Source organism: Catellatospora sichuanensis (genome assembly GCF_007483665.1).
Lineage (GTDB): Bacteria > Actinomycetota > Actinomycetes > Mycobacteriales > Micromonosporaceae > Catellatospora > Catellatospora sichuanensis.
Genome location: NZ_ML660185.1, coordinates 202500 through 217207, shown reverse-complemented (window position 1 = coordinate 217207; position 14708 = coordinate 202500). Strand labels below are relative to the sequence as shown.

Below are 14708 nucleotides of genomic sequence, written 5' to 3'. Positions count from 1 at the left end.
TGCGGGCGGGTCAGCGCCAGCCGTGGGCCGGGGCGTAGCCGAGCAGGCGGCGTGCCTTGTCGATGGAGAGCAGGGTCTCGTTGCCGGAGACCGGGCGCTGCCAGGGCAGATCCGGGAAGACCTCGGCGGCCAGCTCCACGGTCTCGCGGTGCATGACCGTATCGGCGTTGGCGATGATGAACACCTCCAGGCCGGGCTGGGTGTACTCCAGTGCCCGCCGCACCGCCTGCGCGCCGTCGCGGCAGTCGATGTACGACCACAGGTTCCACATCCGCGCCCGCGGATCGTCCTGCCACGACGCGAAGTTCGCGTAGTCGCCGGGCTCCATCACGTTCGAGAAGCGCAGCCCGATCATCTTCAGCTGCGGGTCCCAGCGGCAGAACTGCGCCGCCATCTGCTCGTCGAGGTGCTTCGCGAGGGAGTACGCCGTCTCCGGCCGGCCCGCGTACTCCTCGTCCACCGGCAGGTACGGCGGCGGGGTGTCGAACGGCAGCCCGAGCACCGTCTCGCTGGACGCCCACACCACGTTGCGCACGCCTGCCGCCCGCGCCGCGGCGAACACGTGGTAGCTGACCGTGATGTTGTTGGCGAACGTCGCCGCGTTGCCGGTCACCCCCGGCCCGGGGATCGCCGCGAGGTGCACCACCGCGTCCACCTTGGCGTACCGGCTGTCGATCGCGCTGAACGCCTCCACCGCCTGGCCGTAGTCGGTGAAGTCGATCCGCGTGTACGGGCACAGCTGCTCCCGCGGCGGCGCCACGTCCAGGTTCACCACGTCGTATCCGTTGTCGAGCAGGTCGCGCACCACCGCCCGGCCCAGCTTGCCGCTACCGCCCGTCACTGCCACCAGTGCCATCGTCCACACCTCTCCCGAAGATCCGCTGACAACGTATCCGACGGCACGCCCGCCGGTACCGGGCCGGACAGGCGAGCGCCCGCTCCGGTGGCACATCCGGAGCGGGCGCGGCACTGGGCACGGAAGGTCAGTGACCGTGACCGTGACCGTGGTCGTGGCCCCGGCGGCCCCACGGGCCGGTGATCGCGACGACCAGGCCGTCGGCCTGGATGCCGGTGAACAGGATCCGGCCGTCCTGGCTGAACGTCGGGCCGGCGAACTCGCTGTCACTGATCTCGTTGCGGGCCAGCGGGTAGGTCACGCCCTTGTCGCTGACGCCGACCAGGTGCGACAGGCCCTCGCCGTCCTCGGCGAGGATGACGCCGCCGTACGGCGACACGGTGATGTTGTCGGGGCCGTCGAAGTTGCCCTCGACCGACGGGTCCGGGTTCACCCCGAAGATGGTCTTGAGCTCGATCGTCTCGCGCTTCGGGTCGTAGAACCAGACCTGGCCGTCGTGCTCGTGCACACTGCCGTCACCGGTACGGGCGTAGCTGGAGACGAAGTACACGCCGCCGTCGCCGTACCACTGGCCTTCGAGCTTGCGGGCACGGGTGACCTGGTCGTTGGTGAACTGCTTGCGCACCGAGACCGTGGCGGCCAGCCGGTCCGGCACGTCCACCCAGCTCACCTTGTACCTGGTGCCCGGCTCGGTGGCGGCGGACAGGTCCGTGATGTGCAGGCCGTCCAGCGTCGCCTTGAGCGCCTGGAGGCGTCCCGCGGTGTCGCCGCCCTCGCTGAGCGCGAGCTTGCGCAGCGCGCCGTCGCGGCCCTTGAAGCCCTTCGGCGGGACCCAGCGGAAGTAGAGCCCGTTCGGGCCACCGGCGTCCTCGGTCAGGTAGATCTCGTCGGTCTTCGGGTCGACGGCGACGGCCTCGTGCGCGTACCGGCCGAGGAACTTCAGCGGCACCGGGTCGAGGTTGGCCTCCTGATCGAACGGGTCGACCTCGAACACCCAGCCGTGGTCCTGCTGGAACACGCCGCCCTTGCGCTGCTCGGTCTCCTCGCAGGTCAGCCAGGTGCCCCAGGGGGTGATGCCGCCGGCGCAGTTGTTGTGCGTGCCGGCCAGGCTGACGTACTGCCGGACCCGGTTGCCGTGGTGGTCGACCTCGATGTTGGTGGTGCCGCCGCCCGCGCCGGGGTCGAAGGTGAAACCGGGGCGGGCCGGGACCCGGAACGGCTCGGAGCCGCCGATCTCGTGGTTGTTGACCAGGGTGAAGCCGCGGCGGGTGCCGAAGCATGCGGTGCCGTCGGGGTCGCCCGGGGTGGGCTCACCGGTCGTCAGCAGGGTCTTGCCGGCCTCGGCGACGATCCGGTAGGAGAAGCCCTCCGGCAGGGACAGGATGCCCGCCGGGTCCGGCAGGAGCGGGCCGTAGCCGGGCACGGACGGGTGGGCGTAGGCGGGACCGGCGACCGCCTGGATGCTGCCGGCGAACGCGATGCCGAGGCCGCCGAGGGTGCCGGCGCGCAGCAGGTTGCGGCGGGAGAGAGGGGTATGCACGGTGGGCTGCCTTTCGAGGGGCTTTCACATCTTGACCCTCGACATGCAAGTCCTCGTCCGGGAACGGGCCGCGCGCACCACACCACGTTCGGGCGAACAGCAGGCAAACATTGCCTACGCGTCCCGCATACCCCCTGCTCAGCCTGCGGTGACGTCCCTGCCGAGCACCGCCGCGGCGATGTCGCACACCGCGACCAGCCGCCAGGTGATCTGGTCGGCCCGGCGCCAGTCCAGCGTGGTGACGTCGGGCAGGTTCCAGCCCAGCGCGGTCGCCTTGTCGGTGAGGCCGTCGGCGTAGCTCGCGAGCTCCAGCAGGGGCGGCCGCCGCTCGGGGTCGAGCGCGTCGCCGACGCTCGCCGTCGCCTGGTCGAGGATGGCGAGCACGCCCGGGTCGGCCGCCGCGGCGGCACGGCCGGCGTCGCCGACGACGCGGGCGTAGCGCGCGAGCACCTGGCGGGCTTGGTCTGGGCTGGTGGGGCCACGGTCCATGCCGCGAGATTAGGCCAGCATCGGGGCCCTGAATGCGGCCTGGCGTCCGTTATGACCGAACAGAGGACAACGCTGGCCGACCGGCTCCACCCGCCGGAGGGACGGCCGGTCGACACCCGCCGATGGGCGCGACCGGACAGGTCGCGCCCACCGGCCGGCCGGCGGTCACCGCCGCCGTGGGGCCGGACGCGGCACGTCGTTCGGCAGCGGCTGCGTCTGGTCGCTGTCGAATCCGGGCACCAGCGGCTCCCGCTCCTGCGGGTAGGCGTCGGGCTCGGCCGGGGCGGCCTGCTGCGACACGTACAGCCCGGCGTCCTCCGGGGCGGTGCGCTGCGCCGGGTACACCGTGCCGGCGGACCGGTCCGCGAGCACCTGGGTCGCGTCGGCCTGCCCTGCGGCGTAGGCGCGGGCGTGCTCGGCGACCCGCGTCGACTCCTCGCCGGCCCGGTCGAGCCAGGTGTCCCAGCGCGACTGCATGGGGCGGACCAGGCCGCCGCCGACGCCCACGATCAGGATGCCGGCGACGGTCGCCAGCACCGCGATCAGGATCGGCATGGTCACCGTGGTGGCGACGCCGATCTGGTTGAGCGCCGCGATCACGCCGAGGCCGATGATGAACACCGACGCGGTCGTGGCCAGGAACCGGCCGTACGACAGGCCGCCCAGCGCGCCCGTCACCAGGTCCTTGACCCAGGAGGCGATGGCCGCGGCCACCACCACGATGACGATCGCGACGAACGCCTTGGGCAGCCACGACACCACCGCGTTGATCAGGTCGGAGACCGGGTTCGGCCCCCAGATCCCGAACGCGAGCTGCAGCGTGAACAGCAGCACCGCGTAGTAGGCCAGCCGCGCGACCAGGTCGGACGGGTCGACACCGCCGCGGGCCAGGGCAGCGGTCACCCCGCCGCGGGCGGCGAGCTGGTCGAACCGGACCCGTTCGAGGCCCTTGTCGGCGAGCATGCGGATGCCTCGCGCGACGAGCCAGCCGGCGAGCAGGATCGCCACGAAGGCCAGCGCCTTGGGCAGGAACAGCGCGACCGAGCGCAGCGCGTCGGTCAACACCTCTCCGAGGTCCATGGGCTTCTTCCTTTCCAGCGGAAACGAGGGGGTTTCGGTGACAGCTGGACCATTCCCCGCCGACCACGCATGAAACCGCGATCCGGGCAGGCATGGTCCGATCGGGTGATCCGGGCCACCTCGATCGACATACGCAGATGGGATCGGCAGCATCCCTTGGGGAGCGGCCGCCGCACCGGCCTCTTCACCGGCCGGCGTGCGGCCGCGACCGGTTTGCGGCACGCTGTGGTGATGAGCGATGCACTGTCGGCCTCCGGCCTGCGGCGACTGCACGACGCCATGACGGCGCGCGTCGCCGCGGCCGAACTGCCGGGCCTGGTCATGGCCGTCACCCGCGGTGATCAGGTGCACGTCGAGACCATCGGGTCCTTCGGCTTCGACGGCGCGACGCCGATGCGGCGCGACACCCTGTTCCGCATCGGCTCGATCACCAAGCCGATGCTGGCCGCGGCCACGATGGCGCTGGTCGAGGAAGGTCTGCTCGACCTCGCCGAGCCGGTCGACCGCCTGCTGCCGGAACTGGCCGACCGCAGGGTGCTGGCCAGGATCGACGGCCCGCTCGACGACACCGTGCCCGCACGTCGGCCGATCACCGTCGAGAACCTGCTGACGTTCCGGATGGGCTTCGGCATCCTGACCGAACCGCACTACGACCCGCCATACCCGATCGTCGCGGCGGCTCAGCAGCTGCGCCTGGTGCTGGCCGAACCCGACCCGCGCACGCCGTATTCCCCCGACGAGTGGATCAAGGTGTTCGGCACCCTGCCGCTGATGTACCAGCCCGGCGAGCGCTGGCAGTACAACGCCGGGGCGCTCGTGCTCGGCGTGCTGGTGTCCCGGGCCGCGGGCGCGCCGCTGGCCGACGTGCTGCACACCAGGCTGTTCGCGCCGCTCGGCATGGCCGACACCGGCTTCCACACCGCCGACGTCGCGCGCATCCCCCCGCACTACCTGACCGACTTCGCCACCGGCGAGCCGGTCCGGCAGACTGCGACGCCGATCGAGGACTGGTCGCGGCCGCCGGTGTTCCCGTCCGGTGCGGGCGGGCTGCTGTCCACGGTGGACGACATGCTGCGTTTCGCTCGGATGCTGGCCGCCCGAGGTGTCCACGAGGGCCGGGCACTGCTGTCACCGGAGGCGGTCACCGCGATGACGACCAACCAGCTCACCGCCTACCAGCAGGGCACCGCGGGCATGCTGCTGGAGCCGCAGGGCTGGGGATACGGCATGGCGGTCGCGACCAAGCCCGACGACATCTCGCCGATCCCCGGCCGGTACGGCTGGGACGGCGGCTACGGCACCGTGTGGTGCAACGACCCGTACCGCGACGTCACCGCACTGGCCTTCACGCAGACCTCGGACTTCCTGTTCCGCGGTGGCCGCGACGAGTTCCTCACCCTCGCTCTGCGCGCCGCCGCGTGAACACACTGGATTAACCACCGCGCGACAGGGTAGAACTCGTGCGTGGATCGGGATACCTGGATCATCATCGGCATTGCCGTCGCGATCGTCGGCATCATCACGCTGATCGGCGCGATCAAACTGGGCAGGCGCCTGTTCGTCACCAAACGGATGCTCGGTGAGCTGGGCACGGGAGGCAAGGTCGCCTTCTGGGGCGCCCTGATCTACACCATCTTCCCGGTGGACCTGCTGCCCGACCCGATCTATCTCGACGACATGGGCGTGCTCGCCCTCGCCCTCATGTACCTCACCAACCTGCTCCGCAAGCGGCACGGCGGCAAACTCCTGCCCGGCCCCCGCACCAAGCCTTCGACCAAACAGGATGACCCCCGATAGCGCGGGGCGAGCGGCAAAGGCCCTTGCTCCGGGACTCGGCTTGGACAGCCGCAGTCCCGGACCAAGGGCCTTTGATGCCGGACGGGTCAGCGCTTGAACACCAGCCGCCACACGGTGCGGCCGGGTCGGCTGTGGTAGAGGAACTCGTCGCAGACCTCACCGGTGATGTACAGCCCCCACCCGCCCGAGGCTACGGGCCGCGCGGCGGGCTCCGCGGTCGTCCTCCGGAACGTGCCGCTGTCGGTCAGTTCGCTGATGATCGCGTCGCCCTCGGCCCACACCCGCACGACGCCGCCGCCGGCGGTATGCCGGAGTGTATTGGTGACGAGTTCGCTCACAGCCAGCTTGAGTGCAGGGACCCGGCCCGCGGTGAGCCCGGATGCCTGGGCGTGCGCGCCGACGAACTCCCGGACCGCCGCGAGGTCGTCGGCGGTCGTGAACGAGATCGTCGCCGCGCCCGACGGCGGCTGTGCGAACGGTCTGACTACCTGACGCAAGACTCCTCCGCAGGCCCGAGGTTGATGTTCGATGTGAGCTGACTGACCTCGGTGGCGCCTCGATCGCTGCCTGGGACACTGACGCAGAGAGTGCCACAGCCTGGGCCGGCGTGGCACTCTCTGCATCAGTGTCTACGGGCCCTGACGACGATTACGCCCGCGTGGGCCCCGTCACCGGTTGGTGGCGTCCTCCGCCGCGTCCTTGACGTCCTCGGCCGCCTGCTTGGCCTTGGCCGCGGCCTGCTCGGCCAAGCCCTTCGCCGCCAGGCTCTCATTGCCGGTCAGGTCGCCCACGACCTCCTTGGCCTTGCCCTTGAGCTCTTCGGCCTTGTTCGAGATGTCGCCCATCGGTCTTCCCTTCTCCACGGCGGCCCCACCGACCACCTGCCACTGACTGCCCCGCCGGACCTTGGCCGAAACCGTGGCGCCGCTATCGGCTCACGACTGCCCGGTGGAGAGCCGATCGCCCCGGAACCGATTGCTGAACGTGCATGAATTCGCCGGCCCGATCCGGGTACACAGCCACCCTGCGGAGACCGCATTCGAGCACTTCCCACCCTCCCTTCGCAGCACCCGGCCTGCCCGAACAGCGGTGGTACAGTTCGCAGCCGGTCGGGCCGACCAAACATATAAGTGGTAGAGGATGACAATGGCGCTGAAAGCAGAGCAAAGCGAGCGACTCGGCAAGCTGTTGTCGGACCGCTCGGAGAAGATCTCCAAGCGCTGGGCGGAGGTCGCGGCTGCGCCGTTGAAAGGCCGACTGACCGTCGCGGAATCGGGCCGCCAGACGACCGAGTTGCAGGTGCAACTGCAGAAGTCGCTCAACGACGGCGCCACCAATCTCGACGGACCGCAGACCGCGGAATTGCGTGCGGTGCTCACCGAGCTGTCGCGCGGCCGCGCGCGTCAGGGCTTCACCGCCACCGAGACCGCCACGAGCATCTTCGCCCTCAAGACCGCGCTGTACGAGATCGGCGAGGTGGAGAAGGGCGACGAGAAGGCGCTGCGCGACTACGTGGCCTGGTCGGCGTTCATCGACGAGCTGGGCCTGTTCTCCTTCGAAGCCTTCTCCCGCGCCCGCGAGCACATCATCACCGAGCAGAGCGAGCAGCTGCTGGAGTTGTCCACGCCGGTCGTGAAGCTCTGGGAGGGCGTGGTCGCCGTCCCGCTGGTGGGCACCCTGGACTCCGCACGGGCGCAGGTCGTGATGGAGCGGCTCCTGCAGGCGCTGGTCGACACCGGCTCCCCGTACGCGATCATCGACATCACCGGCGTGCCGGCGGTCGACACCCAGGTCGCACAGCATGTCCTCAAGACGGTCATGGCGGCGCGGCTGATGGGCGCGGAGTGCATCATCTCCGGCATCCGCCCGCAGATCGCGCAGACCATCGTGGCGCTGGGCATCGAGTTCGGCGACATCGCCACGAAAGCCACCCTGGCCGACGCACTGCGGCACGCGATCCGGCGCGGCAACGCCGGCAAGCGGGAGGCGTGATGGAACGGGTGCCGATCCTCAAAATCGGCTCGGTGCTGCTGGTCTCCATCCAGGTCGACATGCAGGACCAGATGGCGCTGCAGCTGCAGGAGGATCTCGGCCAGCGCATCGTCGACACCGGCTGCAGGGGTGTCATCATCGACATCACCGGCCTGGACATCGTCGATTCCTTCGTCGGGCGCACCCTGTCGACGATCGCTTCGATCTCGCGGGTACTGGACGCCGAGACGATCGTCGTCGGCATGCGGCCCGCCGTTGCCATCACCCTGGTGGAGCTGGGCCTGTCCCTCGACGGGATCCGCACCGCGCTCAACGTCGAACGCGGCCTGGAACTGCTGGCCAGAAACGCCGAACCGGACACCTTCGACGATCTGGACCTACTCGGCGATCCTGAGACGACCTCGCCGTGACGGGAAGCGAAGGCCCTGGTCACCAGGTGCAGGCCATCGGCAATGACGAGGACGTCGTCCGGGTTCGCCAGCTGGTCCGCACCGCCGCGGTCGCGGCCAAGCTGTCGCTGGTCGATCAGACGAAGGTGGTCACCGCGGCCAGCGAGCTGGCCCGCAACACTCTCGTCTACGGCGGGGGCGGCGAGGCTGCCGTCTCCACCGTGGACAACGGTGTGCGGCGCGGGGTGCGAGTCGTTTTCAGCGACTCCGGCCCCGGCATCGCCGACATCGACCTGGCGCTGACCGACGGCTACACCAGCGGCGGCGGCCTCGGCCTCGGCCTCAGCGGAGCCCGGCGACTCGTGGACGAGTTCGAACTGGACACCGTGGTCGGCGCCGGGACCACCGTGGCGGTGGTCAAGTGGGCGCGCTGAGCTCGCTGACCCCGACCGCATCATGGTTCCGGCTGGACGACGAGAGCGCCGTCGGCGCCGTCCGGCGGTTCGCCGTCGAGCTGGCCAACGCGGTCGACCTCGGGGAGCGCAAGGCCGCCGACATCGCCATCATCGCCACCGAGCTCGCGTCGAACCTGGTCAAGCACGCTGAGGACGGAACGCTGCTGGTGCGTCCGGTCCGGCACGACGACAACGTCGGCGTCGAGATCGTCAGCATCGATTCCGCGCCCGGCATGGCCGACCTGGCCGCCATGTCCGAGGACGGCCGCTCCACGACCGGCACCCTCGGCATCGGGCTGGGCGCCGTGGCCAGGCTCGCAGACCGGTCGGAAGGGTTCTCCACGCCCGGACGGGGCTCGGTCCTCACCGCCCAACTGTGGCGCGAGCCGCAGCCGCCGCCGGCCTGGGCCGAAGGGCTGACCCGGCCGCTGACCGGCGAGACCGTCAGCGGCGACTGCTACGCCGTGCGCACCGCCGGTGGCAGGCGGCAGGTCATGGTCTGCGACGGGCTCGGCCACGGCCCGCTCGCCGCGGCCGCCTCCCAGACCGCCTTCAACATCTTCCGCACCGCACCCGACGAACCGCCCGCGATGCTCGTCGAGCGCCTGCACCGGGGCATGTCCCACACCCGTGGCGCCGCGCTGACCGTCGCGGAGATCGACCCCGACGCCGCCGTCGTACGCACGTGCGGGATGGGCAACGTCGCGGCGACCGTCATCACCGGCGACGAGCGGCGCAGCACGGTGTCGATGCCCGGCATCGCCGGGCACGGACGGGCCGTCATCAAGGAGTTCGAGTACCCGTTCGGCGCGGAGTCGCTGCTGGTCATGCACTCCGACGGGGTCAGCGACAAGTGGAGCCTGAACCACAGTCCGGGCCTGAGCACGCGGTCACCGCTGCTCATCGCCGCCACGGTGCTGCGTGACGCGGGCGTGCGCCGTGATGACGCCTGCGTGCTGGCGGCCAGGATCCGGCCATGACCGACACCATCCTGCTGCACCTGGTGCTACGCCGCGAGCAGGACGTCTTCGCCGTCAGGCAGCGCGGCCGCGAGGCCGCCGCGGCGCTGGGCCTGGAACACCAGGACCAGATCCGGCTCGCCACCGCGCTCAGCGACGTCGGCCGCCAGCTGCTGGCCAAGGCGGCCGGTGTGGAGGTCACCTTCCGGATCCACGGGCAGCCGGAGAATCTGCGCATCGACCTCGCCGTGCCCGGTCCGGTGGACCAGCAGGCGCTGCGACCGGCGGGCCGCCTCGTGGATGTTTTGGAAGTCGCCGACGACGGGCATGAGACAGTGGTCATGCTGTCACGCCGTCTTCCCGCCCCGGACCTGCTCACCGCAGACCAGGTCGAGCGTGCTCGACGCACGCTCGCCGCGTCCACGGTGGCCAGCCCGCTCGACGAGCTCGCCTCCCAGAACGAGCACCTGCTGTCGGCACTGGAGGAAGCCCGCCAACAACGGGACCGGCTCAAGGCGCTCAACGACGAGCTGGAGGAGACCAACCGCGGCGTGATGGCCCTCTACCTTCAGCTCAGCTCCGAACTCGAGGAGACGAACCGCGGCGTGGTGGCCCTGTACGCGGAACTGGACGAGAAGTCCGGGCAGCTGCGCAACGCCAGCGAAGCCAAGACACGTTTCCTGGCCAACGTCAGCCACGAGTTGCGCGCTCCCGTGACCGCGGTCATCGGGCTGATCAGGCTGCTGTCCGATCCGGCCTCCGACCCGCTCACCGCCGCCCAGGCCGAGCAGATCGCACTGATGCGCGGCTCGGCTTCCGACCTGCTGGCACTGGTCAACGATCTACTCGACCTGGCCAAGGCGGAGTCGGGCCACCTCGAGCCCGGGTGGTCGCTGGTCGACCTCAGCCAGTTGTTCAAGCAGTTGCGCGGCACCCTCAAGGCCGTGCTGACCAACCCCGACGTCGAACTGATCGTGGACACCCCCGACGACGGCGCATGGATCGAGTCGGACGAGGCGCTGCTGACCCAGGTGCTGCGCAACCTGCTGCACAACGCGGTCAAGTTCACCGACCATGGTCAGGTGACCATGCATGCCGGCTGTGACGGCCGCCGCTGGACGATCACCGTCGCCGACACCGGCGTCGGCATCCCCGCCGCCCAGCACGAGCGCATCTTCGAGGAGTTCGTCCAGCTCCCCGGCCGCCAGAAGGTCCACGGCACGGGGCTCGGGCTGCCGTACGCCCGCCGCCTCGTCGGCATCCTGGGCGGCGACATGACCATGGTCAGCGAACCGGGCAAGGGGAGTACGTTCACCGTCACCCTGCCGGTCGCGAGAGTTTCATGACCGCCCCCACCGAAACGACCATCCTGGTGGTCGACGACCGCGCCCCCAAGCGCTACCTGCTCAAGAACTGGCTCACCCGCGCCGGATTCGTGGTCACCGAAGCCGAGGACGGCCACGAGGCCCTCGAGAAGATCCAGCAGCGCCCCTTCGACATGGTCGTGCTCGACGTCAAACTGCCCGACATGAGCGGGCTGGACGTGTGCCGGCGGATCAAGGCCGACCCCGGCACCGCCAGCACACCCGTCATCCACGTCTCGGCGCACGCGGTGGACGCCGCCGACCGGACCCTCGGGCTGGTCGGCGGCGCCGACGCCTACCTCGTCGAACCGATCGACCCGCACGAGCTGGTCGCCACGGTGCAGGCCGTACTGCGCTACTACCAGGCGCGCCGCAAGGCCGAACAGCTCGCCGACGGCCTGGCTCGGCTCGCCGAGACGACGCTCGCGGTCACCATGGCACGCGACTTCACCGAACTGCTCGGCCAAGCCGCCGCCGGCGCTGCCCGCCTCTTCGGCGCAGCCGCCGCCGTCGCCACCGAGACCCTCGACACGGGCTGGTCCGTGGCCCTGGCGAGCGTCCCCGACGATGTCACGGTCATCGGCTGGGAGCCGCCCGACGACGACGTGCCGATCGGATCCCGCATGATCAACGATCAGGCCGCGCGCTGGCGGCTGCCCGCGGGCTGGCCCGAATCCGGCGACATCACCGTCACCACCGCCCGGCTGCGCGCCGACCGGCCGCCGCTCTACCTGTTCACGTCCGCCCCCGCCGACGAGGACCAGGCCCGGCTGCTCACGCAGCTGACCCAGGCGCTCGGCGCGGCGGCCGAGGCCCAGCGGGCACAGGACCAGGACCACCGGATCGCGGTCACGCTCCAGCGCAGTCTGCTGCCGCGGCACCTGCCCACCGTGCCCGGGATCGATCTCGCCGTGCGCTACGAGCCGGCCAGCCCGCAAGCCGAGATCGGCGGCGACTTCTACGAGCTGTCGATGCTCGACGACCAGCTGCTCATCGCCATCGGCGACGTCGTCGGGCACTCCCTGCACGCCGCGACCGTGATGGCCGAGATCCGCCATGCGCTGCGCGCGTACGCCATCGAGGGGCACTCCCCCGGCCGCATCGTCACCCTCATCGACGAGCTGATGGTCCGGCTGCTGCCCGGGGAGATGGCGACGCTCTGCCTGCTGCTGCTCGATCCCCGGACCGGCCGGGCCCGCCTGGCCAACGCCGGCCATCTGCCGCCGCTGCTCATCGTCGACGACCAGGTCAGCGAGATCTGGCACCGCGCGCCACTGCTGGGGATCAACCACCCGCGGACGGAAGACCTGGAGTTCGTCATTCCTGACGGCGGCACGCTGCTGCTCTACACCGACGGCCTCATCGAACGCCGCGACATCACGATCCGTGACGGCATAGCCGACCTCAGCCGAGTCGCCGGGACCGTGGACGCCGACCTCGGCCTCTACTGCGACCGGCTGCTCCAGCAGTTGACGAACCCGCCCCACGCTGACGACGTCGCCGTTGTCGCCGTCCGACGTCTGTGATTGGCTTCCTCCATGAATCGAGCTAGCAATCCGCCGCAGGCCACACATGAAGTGGAGGTCCTGGCGGACCGTGTCCGGATCACCCTGGCCGGCGAGTTCGATCTGGCGAACGAGCAGGCTCTGACGAGCTGGCTCGTCAACGCGATCCAGGCCGGTCCAGGGCGGGCCGTGGAGGTCGACATGCAGGACGTCGGCTTCATCGACTCCAGCGGCATCCGGGTGCTGCTCCAGGCGCACGCCGTGGCGGCGCAGCACGGTGGATCCTTCCGGCTCACCAGGGCGTCCGGCACGGTCCGGGAAGTGCTCGAGATCGTCGCCGTGTACGACTACCTGACCACCGGTGTCTAGCGCGGAAGAATCACTTCAAGCCGCGTACGCGCTCAGCGCCGGGTGGCTGTCGGGAAGCCCGTACCAGCGCAGCAGCTCGGTCACCTCGTCGGGCTCGGCGATCAGCGCGTCCGGGTGGCGGACCAGGTGGTCGACGAGCCAGCGCTGGGCGGGAGTGAGATCGGCGTATCCCAGCGGGCCGGTCCGCGCGTCGTCCCCGAACGCCAGGTAGAAGGCCTCGCCGAGGCGCTCGGCCCAGGGGCCGTAGTGCCGTTTCATCACCTCTCTGCGGACCAGCGCCGCCCGCGCGTCCGCGGCTCCCGGATCGCCGAGGTGCTCCAGCAGCCGCACCGACCACTCGGCCCGGGTCAGCCCCCATGGCGCGAGCACGGGCTCGTCCGCGCCGATGCCGCCGCCCGCCCGCGCGCGCAGGACGGCACGCGGCTCCTCGGGCACGGTCGCGCCCGCGGTGAGCGCCCACGCCACCGCGGCGGCCCAGCGGACCTCCTCGTCGGGGTCGTGCACCAGGCCCGCGATCACCGCCGACTCGGGCACCGGCCCGCGAGCGGCCAGTCCGGCCGCGAGCAGTGCGGTCACCCGCACGTCACGCCGCCAATCGTGGTGCCCGGCCACGGCCAGCAGCGGCACGACGGTGTCGCGCGCCGCCTCCGGGAACCAGGCGAGCAGGTATGCCGCCGCCTCGATGAGGTCGCCGTCGGTGTCGTCGAGCAGAGTCACGATCCGCGGCAGCTCGGCCCGCACCGCGTCGTACACCCGGAGTTCGTCGGCCTCGCCCGGTGCCGGCGATTCGCCGGCCGGGCGGCCGCTCCACTCGCTGTAGAGCAGGTGCCAGGACTCGTCGACCGCGTCCGGCGAGGGCCGCAGTCGCTCGATCGGGAAACCCGTCACGAGGTAGGGGTGGTCCGAGCCGATCGCCTGCGCGGTCAGCAGGTCGACGATCGCGGCCCGCTCGAACGTGGCCGGATCGACGGCCAGGTCGACGAGGAACGGCACCGTGTAGACGTCCGCCTCGTAGCGTCTGCCCTCGTGCAGCAGGCTGGTCCAGAGTTCGTCGCGGGCGTCGCCGCGCACCTGCGGGTCGTCGCCGCGCAGCGCGGCGATGAAGGCGGGGATCTCCTCGGCCGTGCCGAAGGCGTGCGTCAGCCCGCCCCAGCCGACGGTGTCGAGCTTTTCCAGCATGTTTCGATGATGCCCACCATTCCGGACATCAATCGGCCAGTTTGTGCGACCGAAGGCACCGAGGTCAGCGGCGATCATCCCACCGGGACCGCGCGGCCACGGCGCGCGCGGCACCGGCCGATTTGCGATCATGGGCGGATGACCGTCAGCACCAGGCTCGTGACCCTCGACGACGTGCCCGCCGTCAGCGCCCTCTACCAGGAGAACCTTGAGTTCCTGCGCCCGTTCGAACCGGTGCGGCCCGAGGGCTGGTTCGGGCCCGAGGGCCAGCGCGAGGTGATCGGGACCGCGCTGGAGCGGCACGCGCGCGGCGAGTGCGTGCCGCACGTGATCCTGCTCGACGACCGCATCGTCGGCCGGATCAACCTCAACGACATCGTGCGCGGCCCGTTCCTGAACAGCCACCTCGGCTACTGGGTGAGCCAGGACGTCAACGGCCGCGGTGTCGCCTCCGCGGCCGTGACGCGCATGATCCGGGTCGCGTTCGAGGAGCAGGGCCTGCACCGCATCCAGGCGGGCACGCTGCGGCACAACGTCGCGTCGCAGAAGGTGCTGGCCCGCCACGGTTTCGTGCGCTTCGGCCTGGCGGAGAAGTACCTGCAGATCGCCGGCGTCTGGCAGGACCACATCCTGTTCCAGCTGCTCGCCCACGACAGGCCGTGAGACGCGCCGAGGTTTCGAAACTGATTGATGTATCGCGGGTCGCGGATGGAGGCTGACCGCAGTCCGTGGGA

At 70.7% G+C, this 14708-nt stretch carries 17 protein-coding genes; 10 read left to right on the top strand and 7 right to left on the bottom strand.

The window, feature by feature from the left end; all coding sequences use genetic code 11:
* Window positions 1-10: 10 nt before the first annotated feature.
* From FLL47_RS04910 to FLL47_RS04895, 4 genes are all read right to left on the bottom strand, one after another.
* Window positions 11-856, bottom strand: coding sequence for an NAD-dependent epimerase/dehydratase family protein (locus FLL47_RS04910; RefSeq protein ID WP_144119208.1), 846 nt, complete (start codon window positions 854-856; stop codon window positions 11-13).
* A gap of 127 nt (window positions 857-983) precedes the next feature.
* Window positions 984-2396, bottom strand: a complete 1413-nt coding sequence (locus FLL47_RS04905; RefSeq protein ID WP_222105959.1) for an alkaline phosphatase PhoX — start codon at window positions 2394-2396, stop codon at window positions 984-986.
* Window positions 2397-2534: 138 nt separating this feature from the next.
* The gene (locus FLL47_RS04900; RefSeq protein WP_144119207.1) at window positions 2535-2885 is read right to left on the bottom strand and encodes a DUF6401 family natural product biosynthesis protein; all 351 of its coding nucleotides are present in this window, start codon (window positions 2883-2885) and stop codon (window positions 2535-2537) included.
* A 165-nt stretch (window positions 2886-3050) separates the two neighbouring features.
* Window positions 3051-3965, bottom strand: coding sequence for a mechanosensitive ion channel family protein (locus FLL47_RS04895; RefSeq protein ID WP_144119206.1), 915 nt, complete (start codon window positions 3963-3965; stop codon window positions 3051-3053).
* A gap of 231 nt (window positions 3966-4196) precedes the next feature.
* On the opposite strand from FLL47_RS04895, the gene FLL47_RS04890 reads away from it, so the two are divergent.
* Both FLL47_RS04890 and FLL47_RS04885 read left to right on the top strand, forming a co-directional pair.
* Window positions 4197-5387, top strand: coding sequence for a serine hydrolase domain-containing protein (locus FLL47_RS04890; protein ID WP_144119205.1), 1191 nt, complete (start codon window positions 4197-4199; stop codon window positions 5385-5387).
* 42 nt (window positions 5388-5429) lie between these two features.
* Complete coding sequence (locus FLL47_RS04885) at window positions 5430-5762, top strand: YkvA family protein (protein WP_144119204.1); 333 nt, start codon at window positions 5430-5432, stop codon at window positions 5760-5762.
* Between the two features lie 86 nt (window positions 5763-5848).
* Here FLL47_RS04885 and FLL47_RS04880 read toward each other — a convergent pair whose 3' ends face one another.
* Window positions 5849-6259, bottom strand: a complete 411-nt coding sequence (locus FLL47_RS04880) for an ATP-binding protein (protein ID WP_246157533.1) — start codon at window positions 6257-6259, stop codon at window positions 5849-5851.
* Window positions 6260-6430: 171 nt separating this feature from the next.
* The gene (locus FLL47_RS04875) at window positions 6431-6607 is read right to left on the bottom strand and encodes a CsbD family protein (protein WP_144119202.1); all 177 of its coding nucleotides are present in this window, start codon (window positions 6605-6607) and stop codon (window positions 6431-6433) included.
* 301 nt (window positions 6608-6908) lie between these two features.
* Between FLL47_RS04875 and FLL47_RS04870 the strand changes: the two genes are divergently transcribed.
* The 7 genes from FLL47_RS04870 to FLL47_RS04840 are packed head-to-tail and all read left to right on the top strand — an operon-like array spanning window position 6909 to window position 12795.
* A complete protein-coding gene (locus FLL47_RS04870) occupies window positions 6909-7754 on the top strand; it encodes an STAS domain-containing protein (RefSeq protein WP_144119201.1) in 846 nt (281 codons plus the stop codon).
* Window positions 7754-8164 carry an STAS domain-containing protein gene (locus FLL47_RS04865; protein WP_144119200.1) on the top strand — a complete coding sequence of 137 codons (411 nt, stop codon included), beginning with the start codon at window positions 7754-7756 and terminating at the stop codon, window positions 8162-8164. The genes FLL47_RS04870 and FLL47_RS04865 overlap by 1 nt, the downstream gene beginning before the upstream one ends.
* Complete coding sequence (locus FLL47_RS04860) at window positions 8161-8577, top strand: ATP-binding protein (RefSeq protein ID WP_144119199.1); 417 nt, start codon at window positions 8161-8163, stop codon at window positions 8575-8577. The genes FLL47_RS04865 and FLL47_RS04860 overlap by 4 nt, the downstream gene beginning before the upstream one ends.
* The gene (locus tag FLL47_RS04855) at window positions 8565-9578 is read left to right on the top strand and encodes a SpoIIE family protein phosphatase (RefSeq protein ID WP_246157531.1); all 1014 of its coding nucleotides are present in this window, start codon (window positions 8565-8567) and stop codon (window positions 9576-9578) included. The genes FLL47_RS04860 and FLL47_RS04855 overlap by 13 nt, the downstream gene beginning before the upstream one ends.
* Window positions 9575-10903 carry a sensor histidine kinase gene (locus FLL47_RS04850; protein WP_144119198.1) on the top strand — a complete coding sequence of 443 codons (1329 nt, stop codon included), beginning with the start codon at window positions 9575-9577 and terminating at the stop codon, window positions 10901-10903. Before FLL47_RS04855 ends, FLL47_RS04850 begins: the two co-directional genes overlap by 4 nt.
* Entirely contained in the window at window positions 10900-12447 is a 1548-nt protein-coding gene (locus FLL47_RS04845) for a fused response regulator/phosphatase (protein WP_144119197.1), read from the top strand. Before FLL47_RS04850 ends, FLL47_RS04845 begins: the two co-directional genes overlap by 4 nt.
* 12 nt (window positions 12448-12459) lie before the next feature.
* Entirely contained in the window at window positions 12460-12795 is a 336-nt protein-coding gene (locus FLL47_RS04840) for an STAS domain-containing protein (RefSeq protein ID WP_144119196.1), read from the top strand.
* Window positions 12796-12810: 15 nt separating this feature from the next.
* Here FLL47_RS04840 and FLL47_RS04835 read toward each other — a convergent pair whose 3' ends face one another.
* Window positions 12811-13974: a hypothetical protein gene (locus FLL47_RS04835; protein ID WP_144119195.1), complete on the bottom strand. Its 1164-nt coding sequence runs from the start codon at window positions 13972-13974 to the stop codon at window positions 12811-12813.
* A 138-nt stretch (window positions 13975-14112) separates the two neighbouring features.
* On the opposite strand from FLL47_RS04835, the gene FLL47_RS04830 reads away from it, so the two are divergent.
* Window positions 14113-14637: a GNAT family N-acetyltransferase gene (locus tag FLL47_RS04830; RefSeq protein ID WP_144119194.1), complete on the top strand. Its 525-nt coding sequence runs from the start codon at window positions 14113-14115 to the stop codon at window positions 14635-14637.
* Window positions 14638-14708 lie beyond the last annotated feature (71 nt).